Here is a 23,758-nt window from a genome sequence, read left to right as displayed (position 1 = left end):
TTATTGATCTCCTTGTTTGTTTTTTTCTAATTCTTTTAATATTTCTTGTTTCATAAGTTCTTTTTCTGTTTCATACTTATTTTTAAGTTCTATTTTATTTTTATTGATAATACGAATGACTAATATAGCAAATTGAATGATTAATAAAATTAAAATTGGAAGTAAGATGCATAACCCAAACCCACTTGGAGTTCTTAAATAGTTGATTGTCCCGCCAATATTTTCTATTTTGCTTGTAGCAATCGCTTTAACATCACTTCTTTTATTAATTTCATAGTTTTGATTGTTTAAAGAATCTTTGTCATAGGGTCTTAATTCATTTACCTTATCGCCTTGTGTGTAGATGTAATCATTTTCAATATGCACAATACGGTGAATGATAAATGCTTTTACAGAAGGATTATCTAAGTCTAGTTGTCCATAAAAAACAACAACATCACCTATTTTTAATGCTTCCTTTTCATCAATCATTCTAACAAATACTAATGCATCTTTTTTAAATGAGTCTACCTTATATGTTGTATGTTTACCATTCATTGAGTCTGATAAAACTGTAACAAATCCTTTATTGAATAAAGATGGTATTTGATCAACACTTTTAGTTGTTAAATTCACTATTGAAAAAATTAATAAGATAAGGATCATTACATAAAAAAAGATATTGAGTATCATCGATATAGTTTTTTTGAAGATATTTTTATTTTCTTTCATTGTCTACCTCTTATATAACTTTTTTAATAGTTTTGTAATAAGAGGCTTTAATAAGCCTCTTACCACAAATTAGTTTTATGATTATTTAGCTTGGAAGTTAAAGTCTACTTTGACTTTACCATTTAAAATAGCATTAAATGCTTCTGCATCCCATCCTTCAATCCAGATGTTTACAGTTAATTTACCTGCGTTTGTATATTCAGCATAATCTGCTGGAGCTTCAGTTTTTGTTAATGTTAAGACTTTTGCGTCTGTATTACCTAATCTCTTAGCTTCATCTGCAACTAGTACTGTTTCCTTAGTTGCATCAAATGCTTTTGTAGAACCTGATTTTACTAAATATTGGTAAGCAAAATTTGTTTCTTTTGTTAAAATACCTTGTGTATTTTTCTTAGCTGTTCCAGCAATAGAACCTGTTCCATTATAATCTTGTGATGCTTCTACATATTTTACTGTTTTATCCTCTGTAACATAAGCAACTCTTAAAGCGTTTGCTGCACTACTTACTAAAGTATCGCCAACATTAACACCATCTACAGCATATTCTGATTTCCATGAAGTTGTATCTCCAGTAATGTCTGTTGTTACAAATACTTCTGTAAAATTAATTGCAATAAAATTTAGATCAAATGTAATATAACTTGTTTCTAATGCTTCCTTATTATTAGAATCAACAAAGCTAATACCATCTTTAGTAGTTAAATCTTTAAATTTAAGTTTTGATAGTTTATCTTTTAAAATTTCATTTAAATCAAGTGAAGTTGTATAATTAGTGCCGTCTGAACTTAGTAAGAAACCACCTTGTGCTGCTTGTACTTGACCTTCAAATCCTGTTGCTTTAGCTTGATTGTTAATTGTGAACCAAGCAAATACACCTGTTCCAAGTGCTGCTACTGTTAAAACTAATGCTAATACTGATGTAACTATTTTAGTTGTTAAATTTTTCATTTTTAAAGTCTCCTTATTTTTAATTTTCTTTTATTACTGCTATAAATTCTAATTGTATATAAACATTATCTTTGATAATCGCATCCAATGCATATGGATCCCAACCCTCAAGCCAAATATTAATTGTAGCTCTGCCAATATAACTATTGTCTTTTTTTTCTAGAGTTGTTATATGGGACTTATTGTCTTCAATTGTATTTGCCTTATTTTTAGATAATACCGATAATTCAGTTATCGTTTCTATATGATTTACTGGAGGTATAAGATGGGTTTGCATCTTTTTATTATAATAATCTAAAGCACCATATGCGTAATTATTTTTTTCTACGCCACTTGGATCAAGTATAAATTTTGTTTCATCATTACTTACTACACCTATTCTCATTGCATCTTTTGCGTAATAGGTATTCACTTTCGTTTTTTTAATCTCTGTTTCTTCTGAAAGTTTAAAGTCTATATCACTTTTAAACTGTTTACCTTTTGAGGTAATAAAAGTGCCTTTAGCATTTTCTTTTTGTTCATAAGTAACTTGTTGATGATTCACTAAATAAATATCTTTATAGACTGATTCATCTGAAATGTTTTCTTCTGGGGTAATTCTAAACCAGATTTCAAAGCTCATATAGTCTATATTTTTTCTTGCTTGTGCATCGTTTTTTTGATATGGATTAGTATAAAATGTTTTTCCGTCGTTTGTTGAAATAGGTTTTATTTTAAGATTTTTAAGGCTGTTTTTTATCCTATTTTGATCTAAGGTTTTATTATAAGTTATTCCATCAAGGGATAATTCTAATAAGTCACCAGAACCTGCTTTTAAATAGATACCTTCAACTAATGTAATATTACTTATATTAAGCCAAGCAAATGCGCTAACTGTTAAAGTAAGACAGACTGCTAAAACTGCGATGAAGGAAAAGTATATCTTTCTCATTTTATTCCTCCTCAGTCTTAAAGTTTAACTGAAACTTTAATGCAGGAGGTTCTTTTGTTTCCGGGGTGATAGCCTTTAAGTCATACCACATGATAAATATGTATTTTCTTTCTTGTTTTGCATTTAAAACTGCCGATTTTTCGTTAATGATAAGAGAACCTTCGTTAAACTTTTTATTAGCCATTTCATCATTGCTATCATTAGGTTCAAAGATGTTTTCTGTTTCTCCATCTATGATCATCACTCTAATAATCGGGTGAAGCTTAAAATCACTTGTTATCTTTTGTTTTGCTACTTCTGTAATAATTAAGTGATAGCTTAATGTAACTGACAATGTTTCACTTTCATTTTTAATATAAAAGGTTTGTGCAATAAAATTTCTTGAATGATACATACCAGATTCATTATTTTTGATTTCTGGTAATTTAGTTGAAACTAAACTCTCAGAGCTAATTGGGGTTATTGGATTAGATGAAACTCTCACAATTTTTTGATTATCTTTTGAAAGCGGACTTGTTGCAATAGAAATATTTTTCATTTGTGCAGACTCATCGATGTTAATTGAAAAATTGCCTGTATTTTGTCCATAAAACGTTAGAAATGCAATAGTTGCTGTAATAATAAAGGCTGGAACTAATATTGCAATCACTTTTGCTTTAGTTGTCTTAACGCCTGTTTTGAAAATACTTGATAATTTCAAATGACCACCTCCTTTAAAAAACAAAAAAACCAGCTGTCAAGAAAAATGACAACTGGCTACCATTTAAAAGGCCCTTTAGTTTTGCGTCACTACCTTTCAGTAGTTTTGCCTTTGTTACATTGTAGCTATATTTTATTATTATTTTTATCAAAAGTCAAATCATTTGATAATAAGTTACTTGATTCTTTCAATTAAATCTATTTTTTCTAATGGTTTATCATAGTAATAACCTTGTCCATAGATAAAGTTATTTTTTATTGCTGCTTGTTCTTGTTCTTTATTTTCAATGGCTTCTACTACAACTGTAATATTTTTCATTTGGCTTAATGTTTCTAAGAACTTTTGTTTCATCAATTGGTTGTCTATTTTTTGGAACTTATGATCTAATTTAACAATATCAATTTGGTATTGCTCTATTTTAGTTAAGATTTGAAAGTCAATGTCACTAATATCAACTGATAATTTAAATCCTATATTTTTAAGTTTTAAAATGGTTTTTATCATTTCATCTTGTAAGACTGCAGTACTAAATTCTAATAGTTCTAAGACGATTTTTTCAGATGATGCACGATATTTAGTGATGATTTTTTGAAATTCAGAAACAACCTCTGAGTTTAATAATTGTCTTAAACTGATATTAATATGAAAAGTAAATGCTTCTTTTGAGTATTTTTTTATTTCTTCTATCGTTTTAACAACAGTTTCTAAACCCCATAGGCCAATCCAGTTAATATCACCTGAATTTTCTAAGATATTTAAAAATTTATCTGGAGTTAGAAGTCCTTTTTCTTTATGATTCCATCTTAATAAAGCTTCAAATCCCTTTATTTTATGATCTTTTAAGTAAACAATGGGTTGATATAAGAAATTAAATTCTCTTTTTTGTATTGCTTGTTTTAATTCATAATAAAAATCAATATATTCCTGATTTTTATTCATATCCGCACTGTATGGTTTAATGATGTTTCCGCCTGTATGTTCGGAAATATAAATAGCCATCTTTAATCCGTTAATAAGTGTTTTAGCATCTGTTCCTTGTAATGGATATGTTGCGTATGAAACAGTTGATGTCTTTTGAATAGTAATATCTTCAAATATTCTTACTTTTACTTCAGATGCCTTTTTAATTGTTTTAGCAAGTGTTATCATTTGTTCTTCTGGATAAATTGCAGGAAGGTAAATCAAGATAGCTTCTTTTCTTGGTCCATATCCTATTTTAGTTCCTTTTGGGATAACATTTGATAGATGATAATGAATTTCATTGATTAAGATATCACTATCTTTTTCATTATAATTATCAGTAATTTCAATAAAATTATCTATATTTACCCATATCAACGTAAAGAAACTATTTTTCTTTTCTGTTTTAATTTTTTGGTCTACATACTTTAAGAATAGCGGATATGCTAAAGAATCCTCAGAAATCATTTGTTTTTCTTCAACGGCACTGAGTTTTTCTTTTTTGATTTTTTTTATAAATATGTATATTAGGACAAGCATACAAATTGTAATTGTAATAACAGATCCTATAACAATCGTATCATTCATTATTTCATCTCCGTTAAATCTAATTTAGGGTATTTGGTATCAATAACTATTTCAGCAGATTTAGGCTTATCGATTAGATATCCTTGTAAGTAATCACACTTCAGGTAATTCAGAATTGCTGCTTGCTTGACAGTCTCAACACCTTCTGCAATAATTTTTAAGTTTAGATGGTGTCCAAGATTAATAATTGTTTCAACTATCATACGAGCTTTTTCGTCATTTTCAATTTCTTTAATAAATTGTTTATCAATCTTTAATGCATCAATTGGTAAGTCTTTAACATATTTTAAAGAACTATAGCCTGTCCCAAAATCATCTAAATGAATTTGAAATCCAAGTTCTTTAATTAGTTTAAGTTTTTCTATGACAAGTTCAAATGATTCAACTAAAATGGTTTCAGTGATTTCAATAGAAACTTGTTTAGGGTCTATTTTATAGTTTTCTGCTTTATCTTTTAATTCAGAAATAAAGCCAGGTTCTAAAAGTTGCTTAGGTGATACATTAAGTGATATACTTATTTCTTTATTGTTTGAAAGTAATTGAAAAGTTTTATCAATCACTAGTTGACCCACTTCATGAATCAAGGTGTTTTCTTCTGCTATTTGGATATATTTTGATGGAGAAACTGATAAATATTTTTCATGATTCCATCTTAATAGTGCCTCATAGGCAGTAACTTTGTTTTTCTTTAGTTCATATTGTGGCTGTAAATAAATAATAAATTCATCATTTTGGACAGCCTTTTCTAAATCTTTTCGCATCATTTCTTCTTGTGTAAGATTATGGCTAAGGGCTTCATCATAAATAAAGTAATCATAGATATTAGATTTCTTAGCCTTGGTTAAAGTAAGATTGAGAAGTTCAAAGATTTTTTCTTTATCCATTAAATAAATATTGTTATCATTGAACATGATTGCTGCTTTTAAATCTATTTTTAGGTAATATCCAGCTATCTTTTGAGGCTTATGGTAATAACTAATGATAGACTTGATTTCATGTTCAATTTTTGTGTTTGTTAAGACTGATGATTCAAATGAAATCACAAACGAATCTGCTTTGGTATGAAATACTTGGGTATTATAGCCTTCAAAATTTTCTTTTATTTTATTTAAAATATTTTCAACTAGAACATAGGCTAGTGCATTACCATATAATTGTTTAATTTTTCTAAAGTTTTTAACATCTAAAATAGCAAGTGCTTTAATTTGAGAAAGATTGGTATTTAAGCTATATTCTTTTAAAGCAAGTAAATTAGGCGCTTTGGTATGAGGATCTAAATAGACTAATTCTTTATAGTGTTGTGTTGTCTTAGCAATTTTTTCAATAGATTCTCCTATAATTAAATACTGGTTTTGCATATGACAGAAAACAGTAAATCGGTAGGTTTCTCCATTAATATTAGCTGTAAAAAAATAGTTTTGTTTAAGTTCATCAAGTGAACTAATATCTATTTCTTTTATTTCAAGTAAATTTTTGTATTTTTCAAATTCTTTTTTATATTGTTTTGAAACTTCTATTATATCCGCATTTTTATCTAAAACTAACATACATGTAGTATCAGCGTTTAATTCTTTTTTTAAATTTTCTAGATGAATTTTGTTTTGGTAATATTTATTTTTATGAATCATATAGTAAATTCCAGCTAGTAATATAAGAAAAATAACAACAATCACTATCAATTGATATGTAAATTGGAAAAAATAGACATCATAATATGCTTTATCAACAAGTTGAGCTACTCTAAAATCTTCTAAAATGTTCTCATACGAGAAAAGAAACTGTTTTTCTTTCATATTAATTTGTTTAATAGCAGTTTTTGATGTTTCTTTATCATACCAGTTAAAATCATTATTATTTAAGTAATTACTAATGTTTCCATGATAACTATCAACAGAGCTATAGAAAATAAGGCCTTTATCATTTAAAAAGATATACTCGTGATGTTCATCCTTTAACAAAGGCTTTATATAGATGTCTAGACTTACATAGGCTAGTTTCTCTTGATCTTTTATAAAAAGGTAGTAAGTTGTATCATCACTTTTTAGTATTTCATTTAAAGGATAGATTGCATATTTTTCAAAGTTCAGAGCATTGGAGTTTATTTTATCATCAGTTAAACTAATCACTGAATCTTCTGGTAGTTTGTTATTTTTAAATTGGGTTTCCATAGAATCAAAATTTTTTTTAATTAATTCCGTCATTTGACTTTGATTTTTTAAAGCTAATTCTTCTGATTTATTATGAGCAACTTGTTTCGTGTAGAAAAAGTAAAATACAATGATAATAGCTAAAAATGTTAAAACACTTAAACTTATAATCAAATATCGTTTCTTTTGTTTTTCATTCATTGCCTGCTCCTTATGATAGTAATTTATTACACTATGTTTCTATTTTAAACTATTTTTTAAATTTAGCAATCAATTACCATTATAAATAAAAAAGGCTTTACTGAAATATTATTCCAATAAAAGCCTTTATATTTATTTAATATCTAATGCAGCAAGTCCTGCTAAGTTTAATAAACTCCATGGTTTATTAAAGTGAGGTTGGAAGAAAAAGTCAACAAAAGCAAGTTGTTCTACTGTCATTTTATTTTGAATACATACGCTTAACGTATTCATTTTTTCTGTTAAATCACATTTAGAAACAATTTGTCCACCTAAGATTTGTCTTGTTTTCTTATCAAATACAATTTTTAACATCGCATCATCATAACTTGGCATAAATTCAGGTCTGTTATGATCTTTAACTGTTACAGTAGCATAATCTTTACCTAAGTCTTTTGCTACACCTTCTGTTAACCCTGTTGAAGAAATGCTCCAATCATAGATTTTAATACCTGAAGTTCCTTGTGTTCCAATATATTTAACTTGGTGTTTTTCAATGTTTAGACCTGCAATTGTTCCCATTCTTACAGCATTTGTTGCAAGAGGAATATATTTGCTTTCTCCAGTTGGATTGTAGTGAACATTGACACAGTCCCCACATGCATATACATCTGGGTTAGATGTTTGCATATATTCATTAACGATTAAAGCACCGTTTAGAGTTGTTTCTAGTTGATTTAAATAAAGTTTAGTATTTGGTCTAAATCCAATACACATAATAACCATTTCTGTTTCATATGAATTCTTATCTGTATGAATTTTTGTAACATGATTATCTTCTACAGTGAATCCTGATACTTTTTCACCTAATGCTAATTTAATACCATGGTCTGTAAATGCTTTTTCAGCAAGATTAGTAAATTCTTCATCTAAATATTTAGGCATAATTCTTGTTTCTGCATCAATTAAAACAACTTCTTTTCCTTTTAATTCAAATGCTTCTGCAAGTTCAACCCCAATATAACCAGCGCCAACTACTGTTATTTTGTTAACGTGTGATGCATATTCTATAATTTCATTTGCGTGATTAAAGTTTTTAGATAGTAATACGTTTTCTGATCTAATGCCTTCTATATTTGGAACAATTGGCCATGAACCTGTTGCCATAACTAACTTATCAAATGTATCTGTGAATTCTTCATTTGTTTGTAAGTTTTTAACATTAATCACTTTTTTATCATAATCTATTGATAAAACTTCATGTAACATATTTGTTTTAACACCTAGAGTTTGTAACTCTTGTGGACTTGAATAAAATAATCCGTTTTTATCTTTCACTACTCCACCTACGTAAAGAGCGATTCCGCATGATAGAAAAGATATGTTATCATTTTTTTCGTAAACTGTCACATCTATATTTGGGTTTACCTTCTTCATGTTTTTAATAGCAGCTGTTCCAGCATGTGTACAGCCAACAACAATAACTTTCATTTTGTGTTCTCCTTGTATTTAATTATTATCATTATCGAGTTTGACATATCCTATTATACATATATAGGAAGAATTGTCGGGTGCTTTGCTTATGAAAACGATTTCTTAGTGTATAAAAATGTGAATATTACGTTTAGCCTTTTCTATTTTAATGGAAGGCTAAATTTTAAACATGTTATAATAAATAAAAGAGGTGCTAATATGCAAAAATATAAATTGATTGCCCTAGATATTGATGGTACTTTAGTAGATGATAACAAGGTTATTTCACCAGATACTATCAATATTTTAAACCAATTAAATTCAAATAATATTCAAATTGTTCTATCAACTGGAAGGCCTTTTATAGGGCTAAAAAGTCTACTTTCTAAGCTAAATTTAACAGGACCTATGATCACCTATAATGGTGGGATGATTATTGATAGTACTGATGGTAAAGTTATTTCTGAAAATTATTTAAGCCTAGAAGCTTATCTAGAGATTATGGGGTATGCCGCTACTCATAATATAACTCCAATGATTTGGTCTTATGATAAATTGTATATTATTAGAGAAAACGAATTTACTAAGGAGTATCAAAAGATTTCAAACGTAAAGCCAATCTATATTACTTCTTACTTAGCTCTTTCACACTTGAAGATACATAAAATATTATTTTATGATTTGCTTGATAAAATAAAAGAAGCCAAATTAAATCTATCTCAGAGTTCTTTATATGATGTGTTTAATTCCAAGATAGACTTTCTAGAAATTGTTCCTAAAAACGTTAACAAAGGAAATGCTATTAAAGTGTTACAAGACTATCTTAACCTTCCTAAAGAAGCAATCATCTCTATTGGAGATGGTGAAAACGATGTGAGTATGTTTCATGAATCCGGTTTATCTGTTAGTATGAAAAATGCTTCAGATGCTATTAAAAAAGAAAGCACAATCACTACACTTTATACTAATAACGAAGATGGTGTGTATCATTTTTTGAAAAGTTTATTTCTTATATAAAAAAAGTCCAAGAAATCCTTGAACTTTTTTATTTTATTCTAATAAGAATTTGTAATCTTCATCGCTTAACTTAGCAATTTGTTCTTCACTTCCATCAATGATTCTTTCGAATAATTCTTTTTTCTTTTCTTGAAGTTCTAAAACTTTTTCTTCGATACTTGATTTCATAATAATCTTATAAACTGTTACTTTATTTTCTTGTCCAATTCTATGGGCTCTATCAGTTGCCTGGTTTTCAGCTGCTAAATTCCACCATGGATCAAGATGTATTACAATATCAGCGCCTGTTAGGTTAAGTCCTGTTCCTCCAGCTTTAAGTGAGATAAAGAACACTTTTTGTTGGCTTTCTGCTTGGTTAAACTGATTTGCCATCTCAACTCTTTGTCTGCCTTCTGTTTGACCAGTTAACATAAAGAAGTCTTCTGGTTTAAATCTTTTTTTAACTAGTTCTAATGCTTTTACAAATGATGAAAAAACTAAGACTTTATGTCCTGATGAAATAGCATTCTCTATAATTTCAACTGTTAAATCTATCTTACTGCTATTCTTATTAAAGGTCTCATATACTAGTTCTGGTGATAAGCATAATTGTCTTAATTTAATTAAATCCGCTAAAAAATCTATTTTATTAGACTTTTCTTCTTCAAATGATTGTTTGACTTTAAGTAGATAAGCATCATAGATTTGTTGTTCTTCTTTTTCAAATTCTCCATAAATAACTTTTTCTTCTTTATCCGGAAGCTCTTTTAATACATTTTTCTTTGTTCTTCTTAAAATAAATGGTCTTGTTTTATCTACAATAAAATCTAATGCTTTTTTATCATCAGCCGTAGCTTTTTGTTCTATTTTTTTAAATTTATTATAACTGTATAGATAACCTGGCATTAAAAAATCAAAAATACTCCATAAATCAGAAATAGCATTTTCTAACGGGGTTCCAGTTAATACAAATTTATGTAAAGCCTTAATGTCTTTAACTGCTTTTGTTTTCAATGCTGTCAGGTTTTTAATATGTTGAGCTTCATCTAGAATCACTGTATCAAATGTAATCGATTCAAAGTTTTCAACGTCGTTTCTGAGGGTATCGTATGATGTGATAACTAACGTTTTTTCTGTTACTTCTTTCATTTTCAGTAGTACTTCATCTCTATATTCTTTTGAACCACTATAAACTAAATGATCGAAGCTTGCCTTAAATTTTTCTAGTTCATTTTTCCAGTTATATACTAAGCTTTTTGGACAAACTACTAATAATAATCCTTTAGTTTCAATAGATTCAAATAAACTAATAATTTGTAAGGTTTTACCCAGCCCCATATCATCTGCTAGAATACCTCCCAAATTCAGTTCATATAATGTTTGAAGCCATTTAAAACCTGATATTTGATAGTTTTTAAGCATGCTGTAGACATGGGGTGGGTTTGTTATTTCTTTGTTATCAAAGTTTTTTATTTTATAAATAATTTCTTTAAGTTCATTTTCTACTTCAACGTTTAAATATTGTGAGTTTTCACTAAATTTAAATAGATGGTACATAGGATGAGTATAATTATCATCAAATAATCTTGAAATATCTAAATTGTTATGTTCAATGAATTCTGATAATGCAACAATTTCTTCAGTATCTGTTAAGATTACTTGATCTTCTAATAATATATAGGATTTACCTTCTTGATATGCTTTTAATACTTTTTTAAGTAACTTTTCATCTAAATCTGTTTGTTCTATATGAGTTTTTAGCATTCCTTGATGGGTAGAAACTTGTATGCTAATTCTATTAGTTTTTTTGACAGTCATTTTTGCCAAAGTTTTTTCTATATAAACAGTAGCATGTTCCTTAATCGGAGTTAGGTCCGCTGTTAAAAATTGAACAATATTTTTAGGGTTAGTAATTCTTGAATCTTGGAATCCAAATTGTTCTAAAACCTTAAAATAGTTATTTAGTGTATTTTGATATATTGGATAATCCATAATCTTTTCTATTTCTATTTCACCTTGGTAATATTTATGTAAAACAGTTATTTCATCTGTTTCTTTATCATAATCAAAATAACTTTTAATTTCTACACTAAACTTCTTAGTATATTCAATTAAATCATTAGATAACTCAACTTCTTTTCTAATTAATGGGATTACTTTAGAGGAAAGTTCGTCTAAAACATATGAAACATTAAAATCTGGATTATCTAATATAAAATGAGTGAGTTCTCTTTGTTTATTATTTTGATAGATGATTTTAGCAAATGTTCTATTTTTTTGATCAATGTATAAATCTATTTTTTCTAATCTAATGATAAAGTGATTTTGACTTAAACTATCTGATAAATTCAAATTAAATTTATCCTTAGATAAATTGATTTTAACTTCGTAGTCTTTTTCTTTATAATAGCTTTGAGCATCGTTTTCTAAGTAGTTTTTTTCTAGATCTTCAATTGCCATTTCAGAAGTTACATCAATGAGTTTTTCTAAGTTTTTTTGACTTACTTCAATAGCTGTATAAGATTTATATGGATATACATCTTTATACGTTTCTAGTATAGAAATAATTTCTTGAGATTCATGATCAAATTGTTCTATATAGTGGTAAAAAGAAAGTCCTTTTCCATAACTATCTTGTCTGTCGTTATTAATGTTATCAATAAATGTTGGAATATGTTTAACAACATACTCCCTTTTTCCTTTGATTCTTAAAGAAAGGGTTGTTAACTGTGAAACAAGTTGATGATTTGAAAAATATCCACTAAGCAATAACACTGGTTTTATTGATATTTTTTCATCCATCAGCACTTTAGTTTCTTCAACAATACTTTCTGATAATCTTTCAATTAGTTTTTTATTTTGATTTAAGAGTTGTTTTTTGATGTTGTTTGTTCTCTTTTTTTCAATTGTTTCTGTCAATTCTAAAAATGCATCATCAACTTCTTTTTGAGGTTCTTGATTAAAAATTTCGAGTGCTTCGTTTTCTAGCACTTTATTTTTGGTTGCTAGCTTTAGTACTCTGTTTTCTACAATACCTTCAACTAAAATTTCCCATTTTGAATTGATTTTTTTTACAAGCGTAAGTTTTTCAGAAAAAGAATCTTCTAGAACTTCTATAATAATCTTGTAGTCTTGTTTTCCTGGCATCATTGGCGTTTTTCTATATCCTACGACCATTTTTTTAGGAAGTCCACCTTCATTTATAACAATAGTGTTAACAGGGGTAATCATATTTCTAGAAACTAATTCTATGTAGTTTTCTTTTTCTAACTTTTTATCTATTAAATTAAATGCTTGTATGATTTCAAAAAGAGCATCATAATTAATTTTTGTCTTATAAAAGTATTTATTATCTAGATGCTTATAAATATAGTTGATGAAATTATCCAAATCTATTTTAATAATTTCTTCTTTATATTTAATAAATTGATCCATTTGGTCTTCATACTGCGTGTAGTCAATTTGATATCCACTTAATTGTTTTAAATTTAAAGCATCTTTTATATTTGTGATTTTAAAGTTTAATTTATTGATCACTTTTAACACTCTATCATTACCAATAATAGTTTCCAGTTGAGCTAACTTTTCATAGTTAAACGCCTTACCCAACTCTTCTATCAATTGAAATGACTGATATCTTTCATTAGATTGAATGGTTTTTTCTATATCTGGTTTTATTTTAGTATAAGCAGTTTCAAAAGGTAAAAAATCATCTTCATATAGCAACGCAGTTTCAAGTAAATATTCAGCTTTATTTTCAATATCTAAGTTTAAGAATAAACTTGGTTTTTCTTTAATTAATGCTCTAATATACATATTTGTTAGTGCGTTATTTTCATTTTTAGCAATGAGTTGTTTTAAGGCAACATTATATTCGTATACTGAAAAAACGGACTTAATATACACTCTAACATATGTTTCTAGATCTTCTTTTTTAATGTATTCGCTTATTTTTTGGAAATTTTGGTAAATAATAAAAACTTCATCACTTGGAAGAATTGGATTAAAGGTAGGCAACTTAAAATACGGTTCTAATTGGTTGATTTCTTCCCTACCTTTATATTGTTGATAAAAGCTAAGTAATAGGTTGAAGTAATGATCAATATCTATTTCATCAAAATTTTGTTTTTCTTTTATGTAATTTAACTTATTTAGCTCTTCTATTTTTTCAATGCCATTAGAAAGAGCGTTGATTAATAACTTATGGTCATTTTTAATTTGTATTAAAAAAGCTGCCACATGTTTACAAAGTCCATCAACAGGACAATCACAGTTAAAAGACTGAACATTACCTTTTTTAATAACTATTTTAGTTTTATAGTCATATGTTCCTATTATTGAGGCAGAAAACTCACTAGTAAACTTATTATAGGTTATATCTTTAATTCTATTTTCAAGATAATAAAGATTTCCTTTCATATAAGTATTTTTATCTATACTATTTTTAATTTCTATTATATTCATTTTCTTTCACCTCAAGCACCATAGGTTATTATACCATCATTAGTACTGTTTTATAATACTTTCAGTCATTTAAAAAAGAAAAAAATACCAAACTTAAATTTTAGTTTTAAGAATAGTATTTTTTTATAATTTCATTCTAAATATATCATAACATCATTGATAGGTATACAGTATGCTAATCCATAGATCACGTTACCTTTATTATCTTTATTGCGAAATGAAATAATTCCAATGAGTTGTCCTTTTGAATTGACTAATGCCCCACCGCTATTACCATATGAAATAGTTAGGTCTGTTTGAATTACTTTAAAGATAGTATTTTTAGATTTTATAATTACTTCTTTATTGCTAATTATTCCACTTGTAATAGCTATTCCTGTTTCATTGAGATTACCGATTGCATATACTCTATCCGCTGTTTGGTATTCTAAGTTTACTTTAAATGACTTTTTTTGAGGCAGACCTTTTAAAATTGCTAGGTCAGTCTTAGTATCATATTTTTCTAAAGTTACTCTTTGGTATTCTTTTTCATAATAATATCGTATCTCAAATATTTCAAAATCATAATTATTTCCATTAATACTTTGAGTTACTACATGAGCATTTGTCACGTAGTATCCTTTTAAATCAATAAGGACTGCGGTTGCATAAACTGTATCTGAATTACTTTTTGAACATTTTAATTCTACTGTGTAATTTAATGCTTGTTTATAAATCTGATTAGGATTCATATCCGCTTTTATAATAACCATCATTGATAACAATATTATGCTTATATATATTGTTCTTTTTATCATTTAAATATTTACTGTAATAATTGGGACGTGTGGCTTATTATTAAATCTATATGATAAGATACTATTTCCAATACCTCTTGATACAATCATGTGTATTTCATTAAAACTGTATAATCCAGCATCGTATGTTGGTAATAAGCCCTGGTCAGGAGCAACTAACCCTTGGTTAAAAAATCTAAATTGTCCTCCATGTGCATGTCCAGATAAAATTAAATCAGGATTATATTCATGTTCTGGAGAAATATAATTATTCCATTTTTCTGGTCGATGTGATAGAAGTATTCGATAATTATTTTTAATGCTTTCATTATCTTTAAAATAATAAGTTTCAAATCTTCTACCATCATCTAGTCCCATAAGTGTGATATCTTTATTTTTAATTGTGATATTATCAGTCTTATTACTTAAATACTTTATGTTATGGTTTTCTATATATCGATATAGTTCTTTTCGACTGCTGTGTCCTTCTTCATGATTTCCATTAACGTAATAAACATTAGAGAACTTAGATATCTTATCTATAAACGGAAAAAACACCTGAGGTTGAGAGTACCGCCGATTGATCAATTAAGTCTCCTGTAATTGCAATAATATCGGGTGCTTCTTTTTCAATTTTAGAAATTAGTTGATCAATATCTATTTTTATTTTTGGAAAATGTAAATCAGATAAATGGACTATTTTTACTTGTTGGCTATTTTCTGTTTTCTTTCCAATTTCATATTTTTCAAAATCTAATGTCGTATTATCAATAAAAATAAGACACATAATTATAAAAAAAGCTAAAAGTATCAATATGGTTAATAAAAATATTTTTAGTTTTTTACCTTTCACCTTCTGCATTTGTTGATATTAACTCCTCATTTACTATTTGATAGCAATTTCCATTTCTAACTTCAGTTCTTGCCTTGTTCGCTATCTCATCATCACTTATTTTACTATATTTCTTTACTAAACTTCTACCAATTTTATTATTTTTCATATCCATTAATGTATCAAGTGCATCTTCACTTTCTGATTCGTGTGCAGTAGCAAACTTCTCAGCATATTCAGCACCAATTTCTTTAGTCATTAAAGCATTCCAGTATACGTGTCTGAATGCATCTCCATTTTTCTTATATGTAGCATCATCAACATAAAATTCTGTTGTTTTAGCATAGGCTTTGTTAACACACTTTTTTACTTTAAGTGCTTTAAATGGATGTCTAACAGATAAATAGAATTCTTCTTTCGTTAGTCCTCCATAATAACTTCCAACAAAATCTAATGAGTTATTTTCATTACTTAGAGTATATATGATGTTTTTCATATATGTATCTACTTCTTCCTCAGTTGAAGTGCTATTTTCTAGCAAGTACTTTTCACCTAAATCAAATACATACTCTAATTGAGTTTCAGTTAGTGAGATATTTTGGTTTTCATCATTCACTGACAATTCTCTTGTAAGATAATCTTTTGGATCTTTAGCAAGATTATGCCCCATAACTCCTAATAATAAAAATACTACTGTGATGAACACAATTTTTTGTTTCATTTAAATCTTCCTTTCTTGTCTCATCTTAATAGTATCTATAAAATTTGTTTTTACTTTTTTATTTTAAACTTTATTTTTAAATTAATTTTAGTTATAAAAAAATCTGTTTTAGATAATCTTAAAGGTATAAACCAATAATATTATTTAAAAACAGATTTTTATAATTTTATATAATGCTTAAGTATTCTTGAATTTCCCATTCTGAAACACTTGTTCTATAGTTATTCCATTCTTCTTTTTTAGCTTCTATTAATTTAGTAAATAGATGTTCTCCTAATACATTTTTAGCAAAACTACTATTTTCAAAAGCAACCACTGCTTCGCTTAAATTTTCTGGAAGATTATGAATATTTAACTCTTTTCTTTCTTTATCATTTAAAGCAAACAAGTTAATTTCAACTGGTTTAGTGACTAATTCTTTTTTAATACCTTCTAAGCCTGCAGCTAGGATAATGCCTAAAGCTAAGTATGGATTAGCTGCTGGGTCTACTGAACGTACTTCAACTCTAGTACCATTGCCTCTTGATGCTGGAATTCTAATCATTGTAGAGCGATTAGCTTTACTCCATGATACATAACAAGGTGCTTCATATCCAGGAACTAGTCTCTTATATGAATTAACGATTGGGTTTGTTACTAAGCAATATTCATTCGCATATTTTAGTACACCTGCGATAAATTCATAAGCTGTTTTACTTAAACCATCTTCTGATTTTGCATCATAGAAAACATTTTTTCCTTCTAAATCAGCTAGAGAACAATTGGTATGCATACCACTACCATTAATACCTTTAATTGGTTTTGGCATAAATGTTGCATGATAGTTATGACGTCTTGCAATATTTTTAACAACCATTTTAAATGTTTGAATGTTATCACATGCCTCTAACGCATTATCAAATTGGAAATTAATTTCATGTTGTCCATAAGCTACTTCATGGTGTGCAGCTTCAACTATAAATCCTAACTTTTGTAATTCCAAGACTATATCTCTTCTTACGTTTTCAGATGCATCTATTGGTGATAGGTCAAAGTATCCTCCATCATCTGTTAATTCTAATGTTGGTTTCTTATTTTGGTCTAACTTAAATAAGAAGAATTCTGGTTCAACACCAGTATTGAAAGCTCCAAACCCTAACTTCTTCATTTTATCTAGTTGTGTTTTTAGGATGTGTCTTGGATCCCCTTCAAATGGTTCCTTATTTGGTTTGTATACATTACAGATCAAACGAGCAACGCTTCCCTCTTTAATATCTTCCCAAGACATGATTAACCATGTGTTTAGGTCTGGATATAAAAACATATCAGCTTCCTGGATGCGGACAAATCCTTCTATACTAGATCCATCAAACATAACCTGGTTGTCTAATACCTTATCAATTTTTGATACTGGTACTTCTACGTTTTTAACAACGCCTAACATATCACTAAACTGTAGTCTTATGAATCTCACATCATTTTTTTTAATAGATTCTAAGATAGTTTCTTTTGTGTATTTTTTCACGGTTTTCTCCTTTTAGTTTTTTTTATGGGAAAATTGTATATTTATTTTTGTGATTTGTCAATAAAATTTATCAATTTTTTTGATTTTTTTAGTATATTTTTAATAAATATCCTCTTGCATTAGAAAGTAAGTAAATATCGTTGTTCTTCATATGAATAAAGTTAGAATTATATTAAGATAAATAAAAAAACACCTCATAACTTTTATTGTTATGAGGCACTATTATTACTAAATTTTTATTTTAATATCTCATTTAAGATACATAAAATGTTACTTCCAACTTTACTTTGAGGATTAGGGTTACTTAGTATTTTTTTATCTATCTTTTTAATTAATGACTTATTCCTAAATTCAACTGCATCTTTTGCTTTATTTCTAGAATTTTTACCAAGACAAACAGTTTCTATATTTTGAACAAACCAAATAATTTCTCTACTATTTTCCTTACAATAAGTTTCTACTTTATTAATAAATTCTACATCTTTAGCATATGCTGAATTTTTATCTTTATCAAATACATAAATAATCTTAGTTGCATCAGGTGCAAGTTTTAGTTTAACCTTTATTTCTCTTTCTTTATTTTTATATGAATTTTTACTTTCAAGCCCAATATAATCGATTTTGACACTATTTTTTCTTATATATTCCTTATAGTAGAAATTAATAATTTCTTTTAATTAAATGCCATCTGATTTATTCTCATCTGAGGTTTCAATACAAAAAATAATCTGTCTTATCTTCATTCATCATCTTCCTCAAATACGCCTATAAAATCAAAACTATCAACATTAAATGGTAATCCCTTAATCATACCATTATGATAAGTATTTAAGGCTGTTGCGTTGCCATTCTTTTTCCACTCTGTAATTTCTCCTGATTCAGTTATAAAATCAAGTGCATATTTACTTGAAGCTAGAACTTGCATAGGTGAGGCGTTATGTGTTGTAAAAATGAGTTGTCCTTTTGAACTTGACTTAAAATATTCCAATAGCTTTATTAGATATACATCATTAATATTAGCATCTAACTCATCAATAATTACAATATCGCCATTTTCTTTGTTAACAAACAAGTCATAAAGTTCAATTAATTTCTTTATTCCAGCACTCTCAAATTCTATATGGACTTTATAAGTTTTATAAATAAAATATGGTGTCATTATAAGTTCATCTTTGTTCACTTTTTCATCTAAATCTATTTTTAATAAATCTGTCTTGAATATTTTTAAAAATCTTTCCATGTTTTTAATATGCTTTACAAAATCTTTTCTATAGACTTTATCAAGTACATATGAATAACGACTATCTCTCTGAATATTTTTAGTTCCTGTTGCTTGATCATCATTTTTTTGAATCGTATGAGTATAAATATAGTAATTATGTTGATCTGTTTCTTCAGTTTTAATATTTATATTTCTTGCAAGCGAATAAATAGGGTAAAGTGGTAATACTTTATTTCGAAATGCCTCATCATTTAATCTAGTTGAGTTATCAAATAAAATGCTTCTAACAGTTCTTTTTTCGCATTGATATTGAATCATATCTTTAATTGAATCATCATATAATTCTAAAATTTTGCCATTATAGATGTCAAAATATACTCTTCGTTTACCATTTGACATAATTTGTGCATAATATTCTTTTGAAATAATAAACTCATTTCCCATTCTCTCTAAAACAAGTTCATGTTCATATTGACCTTTAATCGAAAAATCATCTTGATCATACACTAAAAATTCTACTTTGATATCAATTTGATTTGTAATTTTATTGACTAACTCTTTTAGTTTTAAAACATTTCGATCATTATATAAATACGAGCTGTTATTCAATCTTTCATACATTAAAAGTGCTTGGATAATTGCAGATTTTCCTGCACCGTTTGCACCATAAATTGCCTTAATATTTGTTTCATTTAAATCTATTTTTTTACCAATTGTTTTCTTATAAAAATTCATTTCAATTGGTTTTGAAATATTTTTTACACCATTTAAATATAATTTAGTAATATATGTTCTCATAATATCACCATCTCTTTCTTAGGTATATCTATTCTATCATATATTGAATAAAAATACAATGTGTATTATTTTAAAATAAAAAAACCTCATAACTATAAAAGTTACAAGGCATGATTTTTATTCCTTTTCAGGTTTTGGTTTAATTAAGTTCTTAAAATAATCTTCTTTATTTATTTGTTGATTTCTTGCAATACTTAAAGCACCTTTAGGTATATCTTTGGTTACAGTTGATCCAGCTGCTATAAAGACATTGTCTTCTACTTTTATAGGGGCAACTAAATTCACATTACATCCTATAAATACATCTGATCCTATAATTGTTTTATGCTTATTGACACCATCATAGTTAACTGTTACTGATCCACAACCAAAGTTAACTCTGTCGCCAACTTCTGCATCACCTACATAAGCCAAATGACTCATCTTAGTCTTATGTCCTGTTTTAGTATTTTTAACTTCAACAAAGTTACCCACTCTATTAAATGTTCCAATATCTGCATGATCTCTTAAGTGTGCATATGGTCCAACAGTAGTTCCTTCTCCGATATGACTATCATATACTAAACTATGTCTTACTACTGCGTTTTCGTCTACTAAAGCATTATGTAACTCACTGTTAGGTCCTATTGTAGCACCAGTTTTTATAACTGTATTTCCTGTAATAGTTGTGTTTGGATTAATGATTACGCCAGATTCTATGACTACATTATGTCCAATAGTGACTGTCTCAGGGTTAATAATTGAAACACCATTTAACATGTGACTTTTGTTAATGTATTCTCTTAAATATTTTTCTGCAATAGAAACTGAATATAAATCATTAACTCCCATAACTAGACTATTGTTTTTCACTGTGTATGTTCCGACTTTATAATCTTTTTTCATTAGGGCAATCATATCAGTAATATAGTACTCACCTTTTTTAGGGTTTTTTTCTAATTTTTCTAGTAAAGGAAAGAATTTTTCATTATTAACAATATAAATTCCTGTATTAATTTCTTTAATTGTTTTTTGGTATTCATTACAATCATTTTCTTCTACAATTGCTTGAATCGCACCTTGTGCGTTTCTAACAATTCTACCATATGATTTTGGATTGTCATAAATGGCTGTAACTACTGTTAGGTCGTTTCCATTTTCTTCATGGGCTAAAAACATTTTATTAATATCTTTATACCAAATTAATGGAACATCGCCAGGCATGATAAATGTATTTCCTTTTTTATCTTTAAAATAGTTAGTTGCTTGCATAGCAGCATGTCCTGTTCCAAGTTGTTCTTCTTGATAAACATAACTAGATCTATTTCCTAAGATTTCTTCAATATACTCTCTTTTATATCCTAAGACTAATACTGTTTCATCTACTACTGATTTTTCAATATTTTCAACAATGTATTCAATCATAGGTTTTTTTAAAATAGGGAAAGCAACTTTAGGAATGTCTGTTTTCATTCTAGTTCCTTTTCCAGCAGCAAGCACTAATGCATAATTTTTCATTTTAAGGCTCCTAACTTAGTAATTAAGTCTACTAGTTTTGTAATAACTTTGTTTAATACTAATTCATCTTTATGACTAACTGTTACTCTAACTAATGGCTCTGTACCACTTTTTCTTACTAAAAGTAGTGAATCTTCTCCTAGTTCTTTTTTGGCTTCTTCTAAAGCATTTATAATATCTTTATGTGAAAGTATATTTGTGTCTACATTTTTAATATTGATTAACTTTTGAGGGTAAATTTCAAGATCTTTTGTATATGATGCTAAAGTCATTTTACTTTCTGTTAAAATCTTTGTAATAAATAAGGAAACAAGTACACCATCTCCTGATGGCAATAAATCATTTAAGATAATGTGTCCTGAATTTTCTCCACCAATTGAGTATCCATTTGTCATAATTTCATTTGATACGTACTTATCACCGACATCTGTTAGTGATACTTTAATGCCTAGTTTGTTAAATGATTTGATAATACCTGGATTACTCATTTTAGTTAAAACGACTGTATCTTTTTTTAATAAATTCTTTTCTTTTAAATATTTAGCAATAATATAAATAATCATATCACCATCATATACTTTATTTTGGTCGACTACTAAAATACGATCGCCATCACCATCATAACTAAAACCTAGGTCTGACTTTGTTTCTTTTACTTTTTCTATAATAGCATCTAAGTGCGTAGAACCTACATTTAAATTAATATTTTCTCCATCTGGAATATTACCTATTTGATAATAATTATTTGAGTAATTAGAGAACATTCTAGGCGCTATTTTATAAGTTGCCCCATTTGCTGTATCGATTGCGATTTTTAAATTGGTTTGAGGTAAATGAAGTGTTTCGTAATATGCTTCATAAATCTCAGTAACTTCGTTTGTTAAAGTAACTAACCCTAAATTAGCATCACTAATAGAAATGGCTTCATCAATTATTTTTTCTACAGCTAGTTCTTCCTCATCAAGCATCTTATATCCGTATTTAAATATTTTAATACCGTTATCTTGATATGGGTTATGAGAAGCTGTAATCATTACCCCTATCATATTTTTTTCTTTTGAGTAGTAAGCTAACATTGGTGTTGATACTACTTCTGCTAATTTTACTGATACACCTAATGTTGATGCCCCTAAAGCAACGCTATATGCAAGCATATTAGATGATTTTCTTGTGTCCTGACCAATTACTATTGTCTCAGGTTTAAAGACCTTAGCAATTGCTATTCCCACTCTAAACGCTAATTCAGAATTGAGTTTAGAAAAAGCAACGCCTCTAATGCCGTCTGTTCCAAAATATTTTTTGTTCATATGTTCTCCCTATAATTTAGATGCTGCCTCACTATCAAGATAGATAGTAACATTAGGGTGTTGTTGCAAGATACTTGCTGGTACTTTTTCTGTTACTTCGCCTTTTACTGTTTTGAAAATAGCATCTGCTTTATTTAATCCTGTTGCGATTAGGATAATTTTTTTAGCATTCATAATATTTTTTAACCCCATTGTGATTGCAGTTTTAGGCACTTCTTCAATGGAATTAAAAAACCGTGAGTTATCGATAATTGTTTTTTCTGTTAAAGTAGCGATATGAACTGTTTCTAAAAATGATGTATTAGGTTCATTAAATGCGATATGTCCATTAGATCCTATTCCTAGTATTTGTAAATCTATAGGATTTTCTTCTAATAATTTGTTATACTCTTTAACATTTTCTTCTGGATTTCCAGTAGATTTTGGTACATGTGATCCTTTAAATGGAATATGTTGGAATAATTTAGTTTGCATGTAGTAATGATAACTTGCTTCATGACTTTCTTCTAGTCCTATATATTCATCTAGATTAAAAGTTTTAATACTTGATGGATCAAATTCCTTGCTTGTATAAGCTTCTATGAGTTTGAGATAGAGTTTTTCTGGTGTTGATCCTGTTGCCAGCCCTAAATTAAAACTGGGTAACTCCCTGATTTCAGATATAATATGATTTTTAATTTCATTATATAACTGTTCATCATTTTGAAATATTTTGATTTTCATTTTTTCCCTCTATTTTGATTTAAACGCATTCATGCGTGTTAGACAAGAAATATTATACCATTTATCTATATTTTTTTATACTCTATATAGAAAAATTACGAAAAAAACTTAATTCAACTATAATATTTTCTAATTAAAATATTACCGAGCAGTAATTTTAGTGTATTTCTAAATAGAATAACGCTCTTTTATGGAAAATATTACCTATCGGTAATTTTTTATTTATACTATAATATATCTATTTGAAGACTACTATGAATCTAAATCAAGAATGCTTATC

Annotated in this window: 18 protein-coding genes and 1 riboswitch; of the genes, 1 reads left to right on the top strand and 17 read right to left on the bottom strand. The window is 27.6% G+C overall.

What is annotated here, in order from left to right:
- From BN854_RS02745 to BN854_RS02715, 7 genes are all read right to left on the bottom strand, one after another.
- On the bottom strand, positions 1 to 711 hold the full coding sequence (locus tag BN854_RS02745; protein ID WP_026657618.1) for a S24/S26 family peptidase: 711 nt from the start codon (positions 709 to 711) through the stop codon (positions 1 to 3).
- A gap of 81 nt (positions 712 to 792) precedes the next feature.
- On the bottom strand, positions 793 to 1,659 hold the full coding sequence (locus BN854_RS02740) for a hypothetical protein (RefSeq protein ID WP_026657610.1): 867 nt from the start codon (positions 1,657 to 1,659) through the stop codon (positions 793 to 795).
- Between the two features lie 19 nt (positions 1,660 to 1,678).
- Positions 1,679 to 2,590, bottom strand: coding sequence for a hypothetical protein (locus BN854_RS02735; protein ID WP_026657603.1), 912 nt, complete (start codon positions 2,588 to 2,590; stop codon positions 1,679 to 1,681).
- Between the two features lies 1 nt (position 2,591).
- Complete coding sequence (locus BN854_RS02730; protein WP_026657595.1) at positions 2,592 to 3,290, bottom strand: hypothetical protein; 699 nt, start codon at positions 3,288 to 3,290, stop codon at positions 2,592 to 2,594.
- A gap of 44 nt (positions 3,291 to 3,334) precedes the next feature.
- Positions 3,335 to 3,410: riboswitch (cyclic di-GMP riboswitch) on the bottom strand.
- Positions 3,411 to 3,464: 54 nt separating this feature from the next.
- Complete coding sequence (locus BN854_RS02725; RefSeq protein WP_026657589.1) at positions 3,465 to 4,838, bottom strand: EAL domain-containing protein; 1,374 nt, start codon at positions 4,836 to 4,838, stop codon at positions 3,465 to 3,467.
- Positions 4,838 to 7,186, bottom strand: a complete 2,349-nt coding sequence (locus BN854_RS02720; protein WP_026657581.1) for a putative bifunctional diguanylate cyclase/phosphodiesterase — start codon at positions 7,184 to 7,186, stop codon at positions 4,838 to 4,840. Before BN854_RS02720 ends, BN854_RS02725 begins: the two co-directional genes overlap by 1 nt.
- A gap of 132 nt (positions 7,187 to 7,318) precedes the next feature.
- Positions 7,319 to 8,656 carry an FAD-dependent oxidoreductase gene (locus BN854_RS02715; protein WP_026657574.1) on the bottom strand — a complete coding sequence of 446 codons (1,338 nt, stop codon included), beginning with the start codon at positions 8,654 to 8,656 and terminating at the stop codon, positions 7,319 to 7,321.
- 201 nt (positions 8,657 to 8,857) lie between these two features.
- Between BN854_RS02715 and BN854_RS02710 the strand changes: the two genes are divergently transcribed.
- Positions 8,858 to 9,655, top strand: a complete 798-nt coding sequence (locus BN854_RS02710) for a Cof-type HAD-IIB family hydrolase (protein ID WP_026657568.1) — start codon at positions 8,858 to 8,860, stop codon at positions 9,653 to 9,655.
- Positions 9,656 to 9,688: 33 nt separating this feature from the next.
- On the opposite strand, the gene BN854_RS02705 is transcribed toward BN854_RS02710, so the two are convergent.
- The 10 genes from BN854_RS02705 to nagB all read right to left on the bottom strand — a co-directional run bounded on the left by BN854_RS02705 (position 9,689) and on the right by nagB (position 23,478).
- Positions 9,689 to 14,098: a DEAD/DEAH box helicase gene (locus tag BN854_RS02705; RefSeq protein WP_026657561.1), complete on the bottom strand. Its 4,410-nt coding sequence runs from the start codon at positions 14,096 to 14,098 to the stop codon at positions 9,689 to 9,691.
- Positions 14,099 to 14,229: 131 nt separating this feature from the next.
- Complete coding sequence (locus BN854_RS02700; RefSeq protein WP_026657553.1) at positions 14,230 to 14,895, bottom strand: S1C family serine protease; 666 nt, start codon at positions 14,893 to 14,895, stop codon at positions 14,230 to 14,232.
- The gene (locus BN854_RS02695; RefSeq protein WP_157868339.1) at positions 14,896 to 15,462 is read right to left on the bottom strand and encodes a metallophosphoesterase; all 567 of its coding nucleotides are present in this window, start codon (positions 15,460 to 15,462) and stop codon (positions 14,896 to 14,898) included.
- Positions 15,410 to 15,736 (bottom strand): metallophosphoesterase, encoded by a 327-nt coding sequence (locus BN854_RS07430; RefSeq protein WP_026657536.1) that lies wholly within the window; start codon positions 15,734 to 15,736, stop codon positions 15,410 to 15,412. Before BN854_RS07430 ends, BN854_RS02695 begins: the two co-directional genes overlap by 53 nt.
- Positions 15,717 to 16,427: a DUF6973 domain-containing protein gene (locus tag BN854_RS02690; protein WP_026657529.1), complete on the bottom strand. Its 711-nt coding sequence runs from the start codon at positions 16,425 to 16,427 to the stop codon at positions 15,717 to 15,719. Before BN854_RS02690 ends, BN854_RS07430 begins: the two co-directional genes overlap by 20 nt.
- A gap of 166 nt (positions 16,428 to 16,593) precedes the next feature.
- Entirely contained in the window at positions 16,594 to 17,931 is a 1,338-nt protein-coding gene (gene glnA / locus BN854_RS02685; protein ID WP_026657528.1) for a type I glutamate--ammonia ligase, read from the bottom strand.
- 739 nt (positions 17,932 to 18,670) lie between these two features.
- Positions 18,671 to 19,951: an AAA family ATPase gene (locus BN854_RS02680; protein WP_026657521.1), complete on the bottom strand. Its 1,281-nt coding sequence runs from the start codon at positions 19,949 to 19,951 to the stop codon at positions 18,671 to 18,673.
- 117 nt (positions 19,952 to 20,068) lie between these two features.
- Positions 20,069 to 21,448, bottom strand: coding sequence for a bifunctional UDP-N-acetylglucosamine diphosphorylase/glucosamine-1-phosphate N-acetyltransferase GlmU (gene glmU / locus BN854_RS02675; protein ID WP_026657514.1), 1,380 nt, complete (start codon positions 21,446 to 21,448; stop codon positions 20,069 to 20,071).
- Positions 21,445 to 22,755: a phosphohexomutase domain-containing protein gene (locus tag BN854_RS02670; RefSeq protein ID WP_026657506.1), complete on the bottom strand. Its 1,311-nt coding sequence runs from the start codon at positions 22,753 to 22,755 to the stop codon at positions 21,445 to 21,447. Before BN854_RS02670 ends, glmU begins: the two co-directional genes overlap by 4 nt.
- A gap of 9 nt (positions 22,756 to 22,764) precedes the next feature.
- The gene (gene nagB, locus BN854_RS02665) at positions 22,765 to 23,478 is read right to left on the bottom strand and encodes a glucosamine-6-phosphate deaminase (protein ID WP_026657499.1); all 714 of its coding nucleotides are present in this window, start codon (positions 23,476 to 23,478) and stop codon (positions 22,765 to 22,767) included.
- Between the last annotated feature and the right edge of the window lie 280 nt (positions 23,479 to 23,758).

The sequence above is a fragment of the Alteracholeplasma palmae J233 genome, from assembly GCF_000968055.1.
In the GTDB taxonomy this organism is placed as follows: domain Bacteria; phylum Bacillota_I; class Bacilli_A; order Acholeplasmatales; family Acholeplasmataceae; genus Alteracholeplasma; species Alteracholeplasma palmae.
Note: the sequence above shows the minus strand (reverse complement) of the source record. Positions and strands in the feature narration are given on the sequence as shown.